This is a genomic window from Mycobacterium sp. E1715 (genome assembly GCF_001667625.1).
Classification (GTDB): Bacteria; Actinomycetota; Actinomycetes; order Mycobacteriales; family Mycobacteriaceae; genus Mycobacterium.
In genome coordinates, this window is record NZ_LZJJ01000357.1 from 1 (window position 1) to 16,134 (window position 16,134).

General features: G+C 67.1%; 15 protein-coding genes. 7 read left to right on the forward strand and 8 right to left on the reverse strand.

The features are described 5' to 3' along the window. From A9X03_RS17785 to A9X03_RS17795, 3 genes are all read left to right on the forward strand, one after another. The coding region (locus tag A9X03_RS17785; protein ID WP_068262213.1) for a glycosyltransferase family 4 protein at positions 1-810 on the forward strand (810 nt) is incomplete at its 5' end. A 16-nt stretch (positions 811-826) separates the two neighbouring features. Continuing rightward, positions 827-1,753, forward strand: coding sequence for an aldo/keto reductase (locus A9X03_RS17790; protein WP_067757507.1), 927 nt, complete (start codon positions 827-829; stop codon positions 1,751-1,753). Further along, positions 1,750-3,462, forward strand: a complete 1,713-nt coding sequence (locus A9X03_RS17795) for a GMC family oxidoreductase (RefSeq protein WP_067888206.1) — start codon at positions 1,750-1,752, stop codon at positions 3,460-3,462. The genes A9X03_RS17790 and A9X03_RS17795 overlap by 4 nt, the downstream gene beginning before the upstream one ends. Positions 3,463-3,521: 59 nt before the next feature. Here A9X03_RS17795 and A9X03_RS17800 read toward each other — a convergent pair whose 3' ends face one another. Beyond that, positions 3,522-4,277 carry a class I SAM-dependent methyltransferase gene (locus A9X03_RS17800; protein ID WP_197508459.1) on the reverse strand — a complete coding sequence of 252 codons (756 nt, stop codon included), beginning with the start codon at positions 4,275-4,277 and terminating at the stop codon, positions 3,522-3,524. A 200-nt stretch (positions 4,278-4,477) separates the two neighbouring features. On the opposite strand from A9X03_RS17800, the gene A9X03_RS17805 reads away from it, so the two are divergent. Both A9X03_RS17805 and A9X03_RS17810 read left to right on the forward strand, forming a co-directional pair. Next, entirely contained in the window at positions 4,478-5,794 is a 1,317-nt protein-coding gene (locus A9X03_RS17805) for a UDP-glucose/GDP-mannose dehydrogenase family protein (protein WP_067888203.1), read from the forward strand. 9 nt (positions 5,795-5,803) lie between these two features. After that, on the forward strand, positions 5,804-6,757 hold the full coding sequence (locus A9X03_RS17810) for a UDP-glucuronic acid decarboxylase family protein (RefSeq protein WP_067888199.1): 954 nt from the start codon (positions 5,804-5,806) through the stop codon (positions 6,755-6,757). On the opposite strand, the gene A9X03_RS17815 is transcribed toward A9X03_RS17810, so the two are convergent. From A9X03_RS17815 to A9X03_RS17845, 7 genes are read right to left on the reverse strand one after another with little or no spacing between them, the layout of a single operon-like run. After that, entirely contained in the window at positions 6,732-7,949 is a 1,218-nt protein-coding gene (locus A9X03_RS17815) for a glycosyltransferase family 4 protein (protein ID WP_068262215.1), read from the reverse strand. The genes A9X03_RS17810 and A9X03_RS17815 overlap by 26 nt on opposite strands. Then, positions 7,930-8,889 carry an NAD(P)-dependent oxidoreductase gene (locus tag A9X03_RS17820; protein WP_067757482.1) on the reverse strand — a complete coding sequence of 320 codons (960 nt, stop codon included), beginning with the start codon at positions 8,887-8,889 and terminating at the stop codon, positions 7,930-7,932. The genes A9X03_RS17815 and A9X03_RS17820 overlap by 20 nt, the downstream gene beginning before the upstream one ends. 57 nt (positions 8,890-8,946) lie before the next feature. Further along, on the reverse strand, positions 8,947-9,990 hold the full coding sequence (locus A9X03_RS17825; RefSeq protein ID WP_067757504.1) for a glycosyltransferase family 4 protein: 1,044 nt from the start codon (positions 9,988-9,990) through the stop codon (positions 8,947-8,949). Positions 9,991-10,013: 23 nt separating this feature from the next. Further along, on the reverse strand, positions 10,014-11,474 hold the full coding sequence (locus A9X03_RS17830; protein WP_067888192.1) for an oligosaccharide flippase family protein: 1,461 nt from the start codon (positions 11,472-11,474) through the stop codon (positions 10,014-10,016). Between the two features lie 6 nt (positions 11,475-11,480). Continuing rightward, on the reverse strand, positions 11,481-13,052 hold the full coding sequence (locus A9X03_RS17835) for a sugar transferase (RefSeq protein WP_156746592.1): 1,572 nt from the start codon (positions 13,050-13,052) through the stop codon (positions 11,481-11,483). After that, on the reverse strand, positions 13,052-13,624 hold the full coding sequence (locus A9X03_RS17840; RefSeq protein WP_067757471.1) for a dTDP-4-dehydrorhamnose 3,5-epimerase family protein: 573 nt from the start codon (positions 13,622-13,624) through the stop codon (positions 13,052-13,054). Before A9X03_RS17840 ends, A9X03_RS17835 begins: the two co-directional genes overlap by 1 nt. Before the next feature lie 44 nt (positions 13,625-13,668). Next, positions 13,669-14,874 carry a PPE family protein gene (locus A9X03_RS17845; protein WP_067757468.1) on the reverse strand — a complete coding sequence of 402 codons (1,206 nt, stop codon included), beginning with the start codon at positions 14,872-14,874 and terminating at the stop codon, positions 13,669-13,671. 491 nt (positions 14,875-15,365) lie between these two features. Between A9X03_RS17845 and A9X03_RS29325 the strand changes: the two genes are divergently transcribed. Beyond that, positions 15,366-15,527, forward strand: coding sequence for a hypothetical protein (locus tag A9X03_RS29325; RefSeq protein WP_156670172.1), 162 nt, complete (start codon positions 15,366-15,368; stop codon positions 15,525-15,527). Between the two features lie 14 nt (positions 15,528-15,541). Beyond that, positions 15,542-16,134, forward strand: a 593-nt coding sequence (locus A9X03_RS17850; RefSeq protein WP_067778975.1) for a TetR/AcrR family transcriptional regulator, incomplete at its 3' end; no start/stop codon positions are given.

The following is a 16,134-nucleotide window of genomic DNA, read 5'->3' on the forward strand; positions in this document are numbered from 1 at the left end:
CACTTCCACATCTCAGACGGCGGGGCGTGGCTGCGCGAAGGATCGCTGATTCGCCTGGCCAAGGCGCGGGGCCTGCGGATTGTCGCGACGCTGCAGGGCGCCGACGTCGCCAACGAAGCGCTTCGGCACCGCCGCTACATCGGTGCCACCCTGCGCCGCGCAGACCACCTGATCGTGTTCTCGCAGGACGCGCGGGCCACCGTTGCGGAGCTGGCCCCACGGGTGCCGAGCACCATCTCGGTGAACCCGGCACCGATCGACTGGGACGCGCCCGGGGCAAGCACGACACCGCCGGTCGCGCTCTTCGCCGGGACCATCGGCCTGCGCAAGGGGGTCGACACGCTCGCGGCGGCGTGGCAGCTGCTGCTCGACGAGGGCATCGAAGGACGGTGCCGGGTGGTCGGGCCCATCGACGACTACACGCCCCCGCAGCTGGAGCGCTTCTCCGTGGAACCCGCGGTGCATCCGGACGCGATCCCCGAGTTGATCCGGTCCGCGCGGGTGGTGGTGCTGCCGTCGCGCGCCGAGGCGATGCCGCTGATCGTGACCGAGGCCCTGGCAGGCGCGCGCCCGGCCGTCGCGACCCCCGTCTCCGGCACGCCGGGCATCGTTCCCGACCCGAAAATGCTCGTCCCCGTTGACGATCCGCCCGCGTTGGCGGCGGCGATCGGCCGGTACCTCCGCGATCCGGAGCTGGCGGAGCGCGACGGCCTCAAGGGTCAGGCGCACATCGCGGCGACGCGCAGCCCGGAGGTCATCGGCGCCGAGCTTCGCCGGATCTACGAGAGCCTCGGCGTTGGAGCAGATTGAGCTCAGCGGACCGGCGCTGAAGGTCAGCGCGGTCGGTTTCGGGTGCGGGGGTTTGATGCAGGCGCCGTTCCGCAAGGAGCGGATGGCCGTGCTGGGCAGCGCGGTCGAGCACGGCATCACGCACTTCGACACCGCGCGGATGTACGGCCTCGGCATGGCGGAGTCCGAGCTGGGGGTGTTCCTGCGCAGCGTGAATCGCGACGCGGTGACGGTGGCCACCAAGTTCGGCATCGACGTCGGCGGGGCGGCCCGGCGTCTCGGCCGCTTCCAGGCGCCTGCTCGGGCGTTGCTGCGCAAAGCCCCAGCGCTGCGCCGCGCGGTCAAGCGGCAACAGGAACCGGACCTGACCCCGCGGCGCTACGACGCGGCGGTCGCGACCCGCAGCCTTGACCTGAGCCTGGCGGCGCTGGGCGTCGACTACGTCGACATCTTGTTCGTCCACGGCCCAAGGCCTTTCGACACCGTCGCCAGCGAGGAACTCGGCGAGTTCTTCGAACGGGCCCACCGGGCGGGCAAGATTCGCGCCTGGGGTGTGTCCCAGGACGAGGGCCTCGAGGTGGATTTCGCCGGTGCATTCGCACCGCGGGGCGTCAGCCAGGTCCGCGGCGACCTTCTCGGTCCTCCGCCACGACCTGCTGATCTCGTGTTCGGGGTCTTCAACCGGACGTACACGACGCTGTCCGCGGCGCTGTCGGCGGATGCCCGAACGGCCGAACGCTGGCGGGAAACACTCGAGATGGACCCGCTGGCCCCCGGTGTGTTGCCGAGGCTGATCTTGGCGTCGTCGGCCACGGCCACGGGTTGTCGCGCGATCCTCTACAGCAGCACCGACCCGCGGCGGGTTGCCGACGCGGCGCAAGCCGTCTCGTCGCCGCCCGACGCGGGGCTGCTGCGGCGTTTCGTAGATCTCGCCCGGCAGTTGCGACGGGGCCCCGCCGCGTGATCGTTGGTCCGGCGCAGTTCGCTCCCGATATGACCATCCGAACCGATGTCGTGGTGGTCGGTGCCGGCCCGATTGGCATCGCTACCGCGCTCGAGCTCGCGGCCGCCGGCGTCGAGGTGGCGCTGATCGAAAGTGGTCTGGAACGTAAGGACCGCGCGGCACAGGAGCTGGCGACGTTCGACTCCCGCCAGGACGACTACTTTCATTCACGCAGTGAGGTCTCCGTTCGCCGGCAGCTGGGCGGCACCTCGGCGCTGTGGGGCGGGCGATGTGTCAAGTTCGACGCCATCGACTTCGAGAATCGGCCCATCACCGCGCAGTCGCCCTGGCCGATCGGGTTCGACGATGTCGAGCCTTACCTGCAGCGGGCCTGCGACTGGGCGGGATGCGGGCAGGCGGTATTCAATGCGCGGGGCATCCCGGAGCTGGCCCAGCGGGACCTGGTCGTGGGGCTGCCCGATGAACAGGTGTGCACCACCGACCTCGAACGCTGGTCGTTGCCAACGCGTTTCGGGCGCGAGTACCGCGCCGAGTTGCGCGACACCCCCGGACTGACGGTGTGGACCGGCCTCACGTGCACCGAGGTGGTGACCACCGAAGCCGGTGATGCCGTCGACCATCTCGTCGTCAAGACGCTCGATGGACGGGAGGGCAGAGTCATTGCGGCGGACTACGTCCTTGCCACCGGCGGCCTGGAGGCCACCCGCCTGCTGCTCGCGTCGGATCGTCATCATCCGGCCGGGCTGGGCAACGCGGGCGGCCACCTCGGGCGCTGGTACATGTCCCACGTCGAGGCCCGGGTCGCGCGCGTGCACTTCACCAGCGACGACGTCATCTACGAACACGAGCGGGATCGCGAGGGCGTCTACGTCCGACGCCGTTTCACGTTCACTCCACAGCTGCAACGCGAACTCGGGATGCCGAATGCCGCTGTCTGGATGGTGAATCCGCCGATCAGCGATCCCGCGCACGGCAGCGGAATCCTGTCGGGTGTCTACCTGACGTTGATCTCCCCGCTGGGGCGTTTCCTGCTCGCGGCGGCCATCCGCGAGGCCCACACCAAGACCGCGGGCCCGCCGCGCGTCGCCGCGCACCTGCGCAACATCGTTCGAGACCTGTTCGGTTCCATCCGATTCGCGGTCCGGTTCTCCTACGCGCGGTTCCTGCGCCGGGGCCGCAAGGCGCCGGGCTTCTTCGTCAAGGGGTCCGGCAATCGATACCTGCTGCACTACCACGGCGAGCATCTCCCGCACTGGGACAGCCGCATCGAGCTGACCGACGAACGCGATGCCCTCGGCATGCGCCGGATACGCACCCACATGCATTTCTCCGACGCCGACTACGAAAGTGTGCGCAGGGCAATCGACCTCATCGACAAGCAGCTGCGCCGCCACGGCGTCGGACACGTGGAGTGGCTCGCCGACGACGTCGAGGCCTCGGTGCACGATTTCATGCGGGGCTACGCCGGCTTTCATCAGGCCGGCACGACCCGGATGTCTGCGACCGCCGACGGCGGCGTCGTGAACCCCGACCTTCAGGTGCACGGGGTGCGCGGGCTGTACGTCGCGAGCACCTCGGTCCTGCCGACGTCGAGCCAGGCCAACCCGACGCTGCTCGGGATAGCGCTCGGTGTGCGGCTTGCGGAGCGGCTCATCGGCGCTCGAGCGGAGCGGCCCGGAATCGCCGGCGGGTGGTCGGTCATGGGCTGAATCCGGGTATCGCCCAAGTTATTTGCGGACAGCCAAAGCGGAAGCTGCCGCGGGTGGAGTCACTTGACGACCTCAAACAGCCAGTGATGGCCACGCGCCGTGGCCAGCGGGCGGAACTCCCGTGGCGAACGGGCCATGAGTTCCCTGAATGCCCGCATCTCATGATCGCGGTCGGGGAACTCATCGAAGTAGATCAACGTACCGGGCTGGAGAAGCGGCTCCGCCCAACTCAGCACCGTGGCAGCGCTGGAGTACACGTCGCAGTCGACGTTGATGATCAACTGGTCGTGCTCGGGGACGTCGAACTTCGGGAGGCTGTCGTCGAACCAGCCGACGACGAACGAGACGCGGGCATCGTCGATCTTCGGCGGCTCGCCGCCGACGTCGAAGTGGCCGGCTCCCAGGCCGGGCCGCCAGTCCTGCGGCAGGCCTTCGAAGCTGTCGAAACCGATCAGCCTCGCTTCGGGATGCGGGAGGTGCTGCGACCACCACCGCATCGAGCCGCCCTCGAACACACCGAATTCGAGGTACAGGGGCCGTTGCCCGCGGACCTTGGCCAGCGCCCGGTCGAACAACGCAAATTGGTCGGCGACGACATCTACCGTTGCATTCGAAAAATCGTGCGCCAGCCAATGGCCGAGCTCGAGGTAACTGAGCACTGAACGCAGATTCGCCAGCCGGCTGGCCGTCACTCGACGGCCGGCCTTCATCAGCGACAGGCGGACTTTCGTTTTTGCCGTGCCGCCGACGCGATGGAGGAGCCGCCGGGTTGGCGCCGATGGCGTCGGGTCGCGCTCGGCATCCGCGTTAGGCACGCACCACACCCTATCCGACCTGGGCTGTCGCCAAAATCCCATTTGGACAAAGATTCCCGCTGTCCCGCGCCGGTGGCGTGCCGGGGCCGGCTGCCGATTCCGGTTGATGTCGAGCGGTCAAAGAAGCTAGCTGAAAAAGTGCGCGTGGGCCGCTCGCGTGCGGGACGATTGGGCGATCATCGGGAAGCGAAGGTGTCGTCTTGAAGATTTCGATCATCGGATGCGGGTACGTCGGGCTCGTCACGGGCGCTTGCCTGGCCGACAGCGGCAACGACGTGGTGTGTGTCGACATCGACCAGGCGAAGGTGGACGAGCTTCTGGCCGGGGGGGTTCCGATTTACGAACCCGGCCTCGCCGAGCTGATCGCCCGGAACCGGGAGAACGGCTCGATCGATTTCACCACCGACCGGCGCAGGGCGATCGAACACGGCGACGTGGTCTTCATCGCCGTCGCGACGCCGATGAGCGAAAGCGGCGAGGCCGACCTGTCCTACGTGCACGCGGCGGCCGCCGACATCGGGACATACCTGGATCGCTACAAGGTCGTCGTCGACAAGTCGACCGTCCCGGTGGGCACCGCCGAGCGGGTCCGCGAGATCATCGCCGCCACGGCCTCGCAGGAATTCGACGTGGTGTCCAATCCCGAGTTCCTCAAGGAGGGCACGGCGGTCACCGACTTCATGAAGCCCGACCGCGTGATCCTCGGCAGCGACTCCAAACGCGCGGTGGAGATCATGCGGGAGCTCTACGAGCCGTACCTGCGCACCTTCCATCCGTTGATCGTCATGGACATCAAGAGCGCCGAGATGGCCAAGTATGCGGCCAATTGCTTTCTGGCAACCAAGATTTCGTTCATCAACGAGATCTCCAACCTCTGCGAGAAGGCCGGGGCCGATATCAGCGCGGTGCGGGAGGCCATCGGGGCGGACCGGCGCATCGGCTACGAATTCCTGTTCCCGGGAGTCGGCTACGGCGGGTCCTGTCTGCCGAAAGACGTTCAGGCCCTGATCCACACCGCCGCGGGACTGGGCACGGACATGCGGCTGCTGCGCGCCGTCGACCAGGTCAACACGGAGCAGAAGGCAACGCTGGTCGCCAAAATCGTCGCGCACTTCGGTGACGGACGGCCCGCGGGTGACCTGACGGGCCTGCGGGTCGGCCTGTGGGGCCTGAGCTTCAAGCCGCAGACCGACGACATGCGCGAGGCCGCCTCGCTGGTGATCGTGCGGCGACTGCTCGAGCTCGGCGCGACGGTGCGGGCTTTCGACCCGGAGGCGAGCGTGCGAGCCAAAGAGGCGCTGGGCGATTCGATCGAATACGCCGGGAACATGTACGAGGCGGTCGAGGGCGCCGACGCGCTCGTCCTGGTCACCGAGTGGAAGCAGTTCCACCGGCCGTCGTGGCAGCGCGTCAGGTCGGCCATGCGGGGTCATGTCGTCTTCGACGGTCGAAACATCTATGACCCCAGGCGGTTGCGGGCCGAGGGTTTCGACTACTACGGCATGGGCCGCCACTAGGCTGGGTGGATGAGAGCCCTCGTCACCGGCGCCGCCGGATTCCTCGGATCCCACCTCTGCGATCGCCTTCGCCGCGACGGCGTCGAGGTTCTCGGCCTGGACAACTTTTATACCGGCAGGCGTGAAAACCTCGCCCACCTCTCGGGTGACCCGGGGTTCAGCTTCTTCGAACACGACGTCACGCGGCCGCTGGACGCCGCTGCTGTGGCGGGACCGCTGGACCTCGTCTTCAACATGGCATGCCCGGGCTCGCCCTTCGCATTCCAGCGCGACCCCGTGTTCACCCTCGACACCAACTACCTCGGCACGAGGAACGTGCTCGAGCTGGCGCTCGCCAAAGAGGCGACGATGCTGCAGGCCTCTACCAGCGAGATCTATGGCGATCCCACCTTGCATCCGCAGACCGAAAGCTATTGGGGGAACGTCAACTGCTTCGGCCCCCGCGCGTGCTACGACGAGGGCAAGCGGGTTGCCGAAACACTCATGCTCGAGTACGCGCGCCGCTTCGGCGCTCGGATCAAGGTCGTCCGGATCTTCAATACCTACGGCCCCAGGATGGATCCCGAGGATGGGCGGATCGTCTCACAATTCATCGTGCAGGCGCTCCGCGGCGAACCGATCACCATCTTCGGCGATGGCAGCCAAACCCGAAGCTTCTGCTACGTCGACGATTTGATCGACGGGCTGGTGAAGATGGCGACCAGCGAGGCGTCCTTCACCGGACCCGTCAACCTCGGTAGCCAGGACGAGCTGACCGTCCTCGAGGTCGCCCGCATCATCAAGGAGATGACCGGATCGCCCTCTCCGATCGTTTTCCGGGCCCTGCCCGAGGACGACCCGAAGAAGCGCAAGCCGGACATCGCCCTCGCCGAGTCGAGGCTCGACTGGCGTCCGGTGGTCCCATTCGGCCAAGGCGTCAAACTCACGATCGAGTACTTCAGGTCTGCCGATCTCGGGCGATGACCTCCCGATAGGCGCTAACGGTCTGCTCGGCAACCGATTCCGGGTCGAAACGCTGCTGAGCCTCGACGCGTACCCGCTGTTCGATGCCGGCTCTGAAGGCGTCGTCGTCAAGTATCCGGCGGATGTGCCCGGCGCAGGCCGCGACATCGCCATGCGGAAACAGCAGCGCGGTGTTGCCGTCCTCGACCATGTCCGGAATGCCGCCAACGCGAGAGGCGATCACCGGCAGTCCACACGCCATGGCCTGAGCGACGACTTGCGGAGTGGTCTCTTCGCGCGAGCCCAGCAAGAGAACCTGGGCCCGCGCGTATTCATCGAGCAGTTCTTCGTGGCCGATGGGGCCGAGCAGCCTTACCCGTTTTCCCAGGCCGCATTCGTCGATCGCCCGCCGGACTTCGTGTTCGCTGCTCGGGTCCGCAATGGGGCCGGCGACCCTGAGTTGCAGGCCCGCCCGCCACGGCCGGTCGGCAATGGCGCGACGGTCGTTGGCGACCTCGCCGACCGCGCGCACGAGATGGTCCACACTCTTGCGCGGCACCAGGGTTCCGACAAACAACATTCGGCCGGGCTCCGGTGCGCGCCGTATGCGGAAGAAGTCGTCTTGGATCGGGTTCTCGATGAACCGGCAGCGCGCCGTCAGCATCGGCCCGTAAACCTGCGCCAGGTACGGCGAGATGATGATCATGTCCCGGGCGCGGCGAAACACCTCCCGCTCCATGTTCGCGACAGCCCGTTTCTTCAAGGCGCCCAACGCGTCCCACCGGTTTCTTTGCAGTAACCGGCTCTCGATGAAGAGCACGCCGTGCGGAGTGATGACCGTCGGCGCCCCGCTCGCCAACGCGCCGAGCGCGTGGCGATCCTGGCCCTGTCCATGCACGACATCGGGATTGATCGAACGGATCACCGCCGCCAGGCGCGGCACGTCGTTGACACGCAGTGTGACCAATCGGGGGAGGTTCAGGCGCTTGACGTAGTGAACGTGCAGGGCGCCGGCCCGCCGGTAGGTTGTGGTCACACCGTTCATCGCACTGACGACGTGGCACTCGACGTCGGGACGGGCAGCCAGCGCATGCGCCAACGTGTACGTCACCGACTGCACCCCGTTGTGCACGGTCGCGCCTTCATCGGTGGGGTAGTCGCCTACCAGGGCGACCCGCAGCGGGCGGACGGAATCAGGGCGCACCGCGGCCACTTTCGAGCGCGATGCCCGGGTACTCGGCAAAGATCTTTCGCGCCGTGGCTTGGCCGAACGGCTCCGCCGCACGGCCGATGGTGCGGCGCAGCCGGTGCGTATCCGGGCACAGGAACGGTCGGTCGTTGGGGCGCTGGCGCTCGGGCACCGAGGTGAAGTCAACGGGAAACGGCAGGACGGACGCGATGATGTCCAGCGCTTCGCGGACCTCGATCGCCTTGCCGGATCCGATGTTGACGATCTCCAATCCCGCTATCCGCGAAACGGTGTCGACGATAACGGCGCCCATCGAGTCGACGTCAACGTAGTCGCGCAGTGGCCAGAGGTTACCGACTTCCACTTCGCGCTTGCCCTCCTGCGCGATCTGACGGGTGACCTCGGCGAGCATGTGCGGATTGGTTTCGCGCGGTCCGGCGGCGTTGAACAGCCGCCCGATCACCAGCGTGCGGAAACATCCGGTGGACTCGAAATAGCGCATGCACAGCTGCTCGGCCAGGTATTTCGTGTGGCCGTAGACATACACCGGCCCGGTCGGATCAACTTCCCGGTGGGGCACGAAGTTCGGATGGTAGACGTCGCCGGTAGATGCGAAGAAGAAGGCTGAGACGCCGTGCCGGCGTGACGACTCCAGGACGTTCAACGTGCCATGCACATTCAAGGTGTACGCCTCGTAGACGTGCTCCTCGCACCAGGGGACGAAGTGTTGCGCCGCAAGATGAATGACGTTCTGCGGCTTGATGTCACGGAATGCCTCGTCGCACGCGTCGGCGTCGAGGATGTCGCGGACGATCAGCGTCGGCTTGCGGGGTGCCTTCTGCCAGTGGTCCTTTCCGAGCGAGAGGTCATCCATGACGAAGACCTCGGCGCCCCGCTCCAGCAACGAGTTGACGACCGCCGATCCGATGAATCCACAACCCCCGGTGACCAGATACGTGCTCACGTTTCTATCCCTCTCGCGTCCATACATCCGGATACGCGAGGTGTGTTCGGTACCCGGTCAACGTCGACGGCCCATCACCTCGTCGATGACCTCCAGGAAGCGATCCGCGACAAGGTCGACGGCGCAATGGCGCTCGTAGTGCCGCGCCGCGGTGGCCCCGTGCCGCGCCGCCGTGTCCGGGTCGGCCAGGACGTCGAAAGCGGCCGCCAGTCCGGCAACGTCGTCGACGCCGATCGGGGGGCAGTCCGGGGGTTGATACTCGGGCGGCCCGCCCTCGGTGGAAACGATCGGCATGACGCCCAACTGCATTGAGAGGACCTGCACGCCGCTTTGAGTGGCGCGCCGGTAGTGGGCGATCGAGCCCTTGGCGGCGGCCAGGGTGGTGACGACATCGCGGTAGCGATAGCCGCCGCGACGCCACTGCGTGTGCGCGGGCAGCTTGTCGGCGTCCAGCGCTCCGTCGCCGATCAGGATGAGGTCGTCGCCGCGCCAGCCGCCGCCTTCGACGTGGCACTGCCAGGCCCGCAACACCACGTCCACGTTCTTATAGGGGTTGAGCCGGCCGAACATGACAAAGTCGTGGCGCCCCTCGGCATCCACGAACGGAGGGACGCGGTCGAGATCGAGATCGCTGGCGAGCGGTACAACGTGCACCGGTGTGCCGATCACGTCGCGTCGTGTCGCGACCGCGCGCGCGACGTATTCGCAGTAGGCGATGGTGGCCGCAGAGCGGGCGCCCCAGCGATCGAGCGCCGCGAGTTCGTAGGCGGGCAGCGCTTCCGCGGGGTCATGGGGGCGATCGTCGTGGATCACCTGGATGCGTGGCGTCCTTCCGGCCAGCGCAATCCACCGTGGATCACGGACCTGTTCGGCGATCACGACGTCCGGCCGGAACTTGCGGACGAGCCGCCAGGCCTTGAGCGTCGGCGGCCACGTCTTGGCCGACAGGAATCGCGGCTCGAGCACCACCTCGTACTCGCGGGCGGCGTCTGACTCCGGGTGCCGGTCAGAGGTCACGAGCAGCACGTCGGCCCCGTGCCGGATCAGCGCTTCGGACTGCACGCGCACCGCCGGCCGTGTCCATGGCGAAAGCCACAGCACCCGTGGAGACTTCACGCGGCCGGTCACGCCAGCTGCTTGCTGCGCAACGACGCCAGCGACGACCACTTGAGCGGGCCGACCGCGGCGCTGGTGGCCAGGTAGGCCGCGGCGGCGGCGAGCAGGATCAGCGCGACGTGCTGACCCGAAAGCAGCAGTGTCACCGCGACACTGGCGGCCGTCGGGATCAGCACCCGCAGCAAGAACATCACCGGCGTACGGTAACCGCACCGCCGGTGCAGCCACCAGCTGCTGAACAGCATGTTGAAGAATTCCGTACACACCAGCGCGATGCCGGGCCCGACGGCGCCCAGCCGCCCGTCGAGAACCAGATTCAGCGAGACGTTGACCACCAGCGTGGCGACCGTCAACCACAGCAGAACCTTTTGGTGGTGGCTGGCGACCAGACCCTGGCCGAGAGTGCCGCCGACGAACCGCAGCGCCGCCGCGACGAACAGCAATGCCAGCGTCGGCGTTCCCCGCGCGACGAACGCCTTGTCGCCGAAGAACGCGATCAACGGTCCGGCCAGCAGCGCTCCGACCACCGCGACGGGGACCGCCGCGAAATACATGAGCTCGACGCTGCGGCGCAGGAAGGCGGCGAACGCCGCCACGTCCCGCGCGAACAGTTCGGTGCCCGTCGACAGCGTCGCCTTGAGGAACACCAGCGACACCACGATGGTGTTGAACGCGATCGTCAAGGCGAGCCCGTACACGCCCACCTCGGAGTGGGTGTTGAGCAAGGACAAGATCACACCGTCGGCGCGGGTGTAAAGGATTCCGACAACCAGGAATCCGATCAGGGGCAGGGTTTCCCGCAACAGATCGGCGGCCTCGCGCAGCGCGAACACCGGGCGCACCGAGATGTGCCGCATCGCCGCGGCGCCCTGGATAACCAGCTGGACGGCGGGCGGAATGAGCTGTGCCACCGCGAACCAGATGACGTTCGAGTGCGCGGAGACCAGGACCGCGACCATGGCCAGGGTGGCCGTGCGGGCCGTGACGTCGGAGATGGCCACCGCGGAGAACCGGACGGTGGCCAGAAACACCGGCTCGAAGCGGGTGGTCATGGTCTGCAGCAGCAGGCCCCCGGACAGCACCACGAGCATGACCCGGACGTCGTAGTCGTGATAGACGAGCAGCCCGGAACCGGCCGCCAGTGCGGCGAGCGGAACGCAGTAGATCAGGGCCAGTCCGCTGTTGACGCGCACCAGACGTTCGAGGTCGCCGCGGCCGGAGGTGACGCGGCGGACGATCACGGTGGCGACACCGAGATCGGCGAAGCTGTTCCACATTCCCACGAACGCGACGGCGATGGAGAGCTGGCCGTAGCGGCCCGGACCCAGGTACCGCGCGGTCATCGCCACGGAGACCACCGAGGCCAGCATTCCCAGTGCGCGGCAGATCAGTTGGATCGAGAAGGCGTGAGCCATCCGGGAGAGCGGCACCGACGGGACGACCGCCTCGGGCGTCGTCGGCTCAGTCATGACTCCCTAGTATGCGCCGTGACTGGTGAGAACGGCCTTAACCGTCTTGGCGATGATCATGAGGTCACCCGACATCGACCAGTTGTCCACGTAGGACAGGTCCAACCGCACCGACTCCTCCCAGGAGAGGTCCGATCGGCCGCTCACTTGCCACAGCCCGCTGACCCCCGGTTTCACCAGCAGTCGCCGCTTGACGTCACCGTCGTAGTTGTCGACCTCTCGGCGCAGCGGGGGGCGCGGCCCGACGACGCTCATGTCACCCTTGAGCACGTTGATGAACTGGGGCAGCTCGTCGATGCTGAACCTGCGCAGGATCTTGCCGACGGGGGTGACCCGTGGGTCCTCGCGCATCTTGAACAGCACGCCGCCGGCGCTCTCGTTCAGCGCCAACAGGTGCTCGATCTGGGTGTCGGCGCCGTCGACCATGGTCCGGAACTTCAGCATCCTGAAGGGCTTGCCGTCGATGCCGATCCGTTCGGATGGGTAGAACACCGGGCCCTTGCTGGTGAGCTTGACGGCGACGGCCGCCGCGACGAGGACGGGCGCCGTCGCGATCAGGGCCGCCAGCGAGAACAGGAAGTCGAACACCTGCTTCTGAAAGCGTTGCGTCCCTTCGTATTGCGGCTTCTCGACGTGCAACAGCGGCATCCCCGCGGTCGGGCGCAGGGTCAGGCGGGCCTCCGCGACGTCCATCACGCCCGGTGAGACCACGACGTCGACGTCCATCGTTTCCAGCTGCCACATCAGTTCTCGGATCCCGTGCATCCCGAAGTGGTCCGTCTGCGTGACCGCCACGGTGTCCGCACCGCAGCTGTTGATGGCGGCCACCGCGTGGGTGACGTCACCGAGGATCGGCACAGCGCGTCCGCCGAGGGTGATGGTGTTGCCGCGCGGTGGCCCGTAGCCCGGAATGCAAACGCCCACCACGAGGTATCCGTCCAGCGGGTTGCGGGAAAGTTCGTGGGCCAGGTGAGAGACCGCCTTGCGGTCCCCGATCGCCAGCACCGTCGTCTGGCACTGACCGTTCGCGCGCATCTGCCGGATGTGCTTGCGCCACAGGCTGCGGCTCCCCAGCAGGCCCATGGTCCCGACGGGGAGCGCGATCGCAAGGTAACCGCGGGCCAGGTCCACCTTGGCGAGCAAGGTGACCATCGCGATGATTCCGAACGTCCAGAACGAGGCGCTGCCGATCCGGCGGTACTCGTCGATGCCGGCGCCGATGACTCGCGGTGAGCGCGTTTGGAATACCGCCAGCGACGACAGCCATAGCGCCGCGAAGAGAAACGACAGCATCGTCATCGCGACGTCCGAGTAACCCGAGGTGTTGGCGATTTCGCCGAATCGGACGTACTGCGCCAGTAGCACCGAGGCGCAGACGATCAGCGTGTCGCTGATGCGCAGGTGGTGCGAATATTGGTGCTGCCAGCGCCGGATCGCGCTGCCACCGGGCGAGGGCGCCGCGGCCCCGGTGGCCGGCAGAGCGCCGGTGCGGCGGCTGGGCAATGACGTGATGCCGGCCGGTTTCCGCTTGATCGGACCGGGTTCGGCGTGCACGACGTCCACCAATTCCTGGGTCATCAACGGGTTAGACATGACGCTGCACTCTCGATCGAAGCGAAGCTCGGCGTTCGCGATGGCCAACTGGCGTCCTGCTCGGAGATGACGGTGACCGGCAGCGGCCACACGATCCCGAATTCCGGGTCGTTCCAATGGAATCCCTGGGCGTCGGACGGCGCGGGCTCCCCGCTGACCTGATAGCTGACTTCGGTGTTGTCGATCAGCGTTTGGAAGCCGTGGGCGACGAACGGCGGCAGGAACAGCGCCCGGTAGTTGTCCGCGCTCAACTCGACCATGACGTGGTCGCCGTAGGTCTGCGACCCCGGGCGGATGTCGACCGCGACGGCGGCGATCGCGCCGCGGGTGCAGCGAACCACCTGGGTCTGAGCGTAGGGCGGCACCCGATGGTGCAGGCCCCGCACGGTGCCGCGGGTGTAGTTGAAGTAGATGTTGGTCTGGGTGACGTCGAAACTCAGCCCGCGGTCGGCGAATTCGTCGGCACAAAAGGAACGGGACGAGAAGCCGCGATGGTCGCGTTGCGGCTCGAGGTCAATGATCGTCACGCCGGCGATCTGGGTGGGCGTGTACTTCATGCACCGCTCCTCGGGTCACGGGTCGTTCTCGTCGGGGTCATGGCCTACGCGTATCCACCGGAAGGCGGCCGCGTCATCACGGTCGGGATGACGCCGTACCGGGGGCCGAGGTTCTTGCCCGACGCGGCGGCCAGGCGCGGTAGCGAGCCCATGATGCTGGGCGGTGTGTTGGCGCCGGCGAGGCTGATGGTCGGCAGTGCGGAAGCGGCGCTGTGTGCCGCCGGTATCACGCTGGTCCAGCTCGCCGGGACCGCCAGCGGACCGAGCGAGGCCGCGCTGCCGAGGCTCCCGACCACACCCGATCCAAGCGAGCCGAGCGATCCCAGCGCGCCCGCGCCCGTGCTCGCCGCGCTCGCGGCCCCCGCCGCAGCGGTGCCCGCCGCCTGGGCAGCCCCATTCACCAAGCCCTGCGCGGTCTGAGCCATGCCGAGGATGGAGGACATCCCGTACAACGGTGTCGCTCCCGCCATGAAGTAGGTGGGCAGCGAGCTGGGCAGGCTCGACGCGAGGCTGTCCATCAGCGACGAACTGGCCGTGCTGGTGGCGGTGCTCGCGGTGCCGGTACCGACCTGGGTCAGGGTGGAGGTGCTGGCGGACATCGGCGACGAGAGCCCGTGCAGGGCGTTGGGAACCGAGGACATCACGTTCGACAGGGAAGTGTGCGTGGCCGCCAACGTTTCGGCCTGTGCCACCGCGCTGCCCTGGGTCGCCACCCCCGCCGGGTTGGCGACGTCCGGCGGCGGGCTGAACGGTGTCACGTCGCACGCGGCCGCCGAACCCGCGGCGTATTGGTACATCGCCGCCGCGTCCTGTGCCCACATCTCGCCGTATTCGGCCTCGGTGGCCGCGATCGCCGCCGAGTTCTGGCCGAAGAAGTTGGTGGCGATCAGCGTCGCGAGCTGGACGCGGTTGGCGGCGACTGCCGGCGGGGGAACGGTCATCGCGAAGGCGGCCTCGTAGATCTCCACCGCGAGCCTGGCCTGGCCTGCGGTTTCCGCGGCCCGCGCGGCCGCCCCGGCGGTCCACGCCATGTAGGGAGCGAAGGCGGACGCCATGGTCAACGACGAGGGACCCAACCAGCGTCCGGTCGTCAATCCGGCTATCACCGAGCGGTAACAGCTTGAGGCGGAATGCAATTCGGCGGCAAGGCCATCCCAGGCCACCGAGGCCGCCACGAGCGACACCGGACCAGGGCCGGCATACATCCGCGCGGAATTGAACTCCGGCGGGAACGCCCCGAAATCGATCACGTCAGACCCCGGTCCCCGGTGGCGGTGCGGAGACGGACGACCGCCGGGCCGTACCCGAGGAGCGCGATTACCGCGTTAAACATACCTAAAGTATTGATTACGGTGGAAGCTGTGCCGAAGAGTATTTGGGCTGCGATCGCGAAGGTCCTTTGTCCCTTTCCGAGCCTTCTACCTGCTGACGCTGCCAGAGCGCGTGGCCTGGTGGTCACGACCGGCATCTGCGTCTCCTAACAACCTGCAAAGGGCCCGGGATCGGGCGTTCTTGCCGCTCAACTGGGCGAACCGTGGGTTTGGGCCGCCCGGCCCTACAAACTGACAATGTGATAATAGCGTACGAAACATACTAATAGTTTGTAAAGAGGGTGTGATGTGGACTACAGGTATTTACGCAAGCGTCAAGGCAGACGCCTGCAGCTGCTAATCTCAGACGTGGCCCATGTACTGCCCGGGGGTGGCCGGTCGGTGTAGTTCAAGACCGCCCAAGAACCGAGGTGTATGCCCTGCTCATCAACCTGACGGCGATCGACCAGGTCCGGGTCGCAACCCCCGACGAGATCGGTCGCGTCATACACGCCAACGTCGCGGAGCCCGGCTTCCCCGCCGGGTTCACGCCGCTGCGCCAGGGTCACACCCGGCGGGCCGACGAGAGCTGAGCTGGCAGATTCCCATGACTACCCACTCGACCGACGGACGCGCCGACGCGACGCGGCGGCAGATTCTGCGCGCCGCCTCCCATCAGTTCGCGCGCAGGCCGTACCACGACGTCGGTCTGGATGACATCCTGGCCGAGGCCCAGCTGACCAAGGGCGCGATGTACTTCCACTTCAAGTCCAAACACGCCTTGGCGGTGGAGCTCATCGACAAGCAGATCGCCGCGGCGACCGTCGCGGTCGGAGACCTGTTGACCCGCGGACTTTCGGGCCTGGAAACCCTGATCGACTTCTCGTATCTGATCGCCGTTCAAGACATCAAGACCGATCTGGTCAGGGCCGGCCTGAATCTGATCGAGTCGGTCGGACAGTCGGGGGGGCTGCAGGACACGTTGGTGAGCGGCTGGGTGGAAGCCCTGTCGGGGGTCGTCCAGCAGGCCGTCACCGAGGGTGACATCGACGAACGCTGTGATCCCGACGCAGTCGGACGGCTGATGGTGTCGCTGCATATGGGGCTGCGCAAGACCAGCAATCTGGACGACCCGGAACGGTTCCTCACCGACCTGGAAAAGTGCTGGATGCTGATCTTGGGTGGGATCTTGCAACCGGA

Bases quoted from the DNA above. Each gene is read 5' to 3' on its own strand.
- A9X03_RS17810 (WP_067888199.1), top strand. From the start codon at position 5,804: ATGAGAGCCCTCGTCACCGGCGCCGCCGGATTCCTCGGATCCCACCTC.
- A9X03_RS17830 (WP_067888192.1), bottom strand. From the start codon at position 11,474: ATGACTGAGCCGACGACGCCCGAGGCGGTCGTCCCGTCGGTGCCGCTC.
- A9X03_RS17835 (WP_156746592.1), bottom strand. From the start codon at position 13,052: ATGACCCAGGAATTGGTGGACGTCGTGCACGCCGAACCCGGTCCGATC.
- A9X03_RS17840 (WP_067757471.1), bottom strand. From the start codon at position 13,624: ATGAAGTACACGCCCACCCAGATCGCCGGCGTGACGATCATTGACCTC.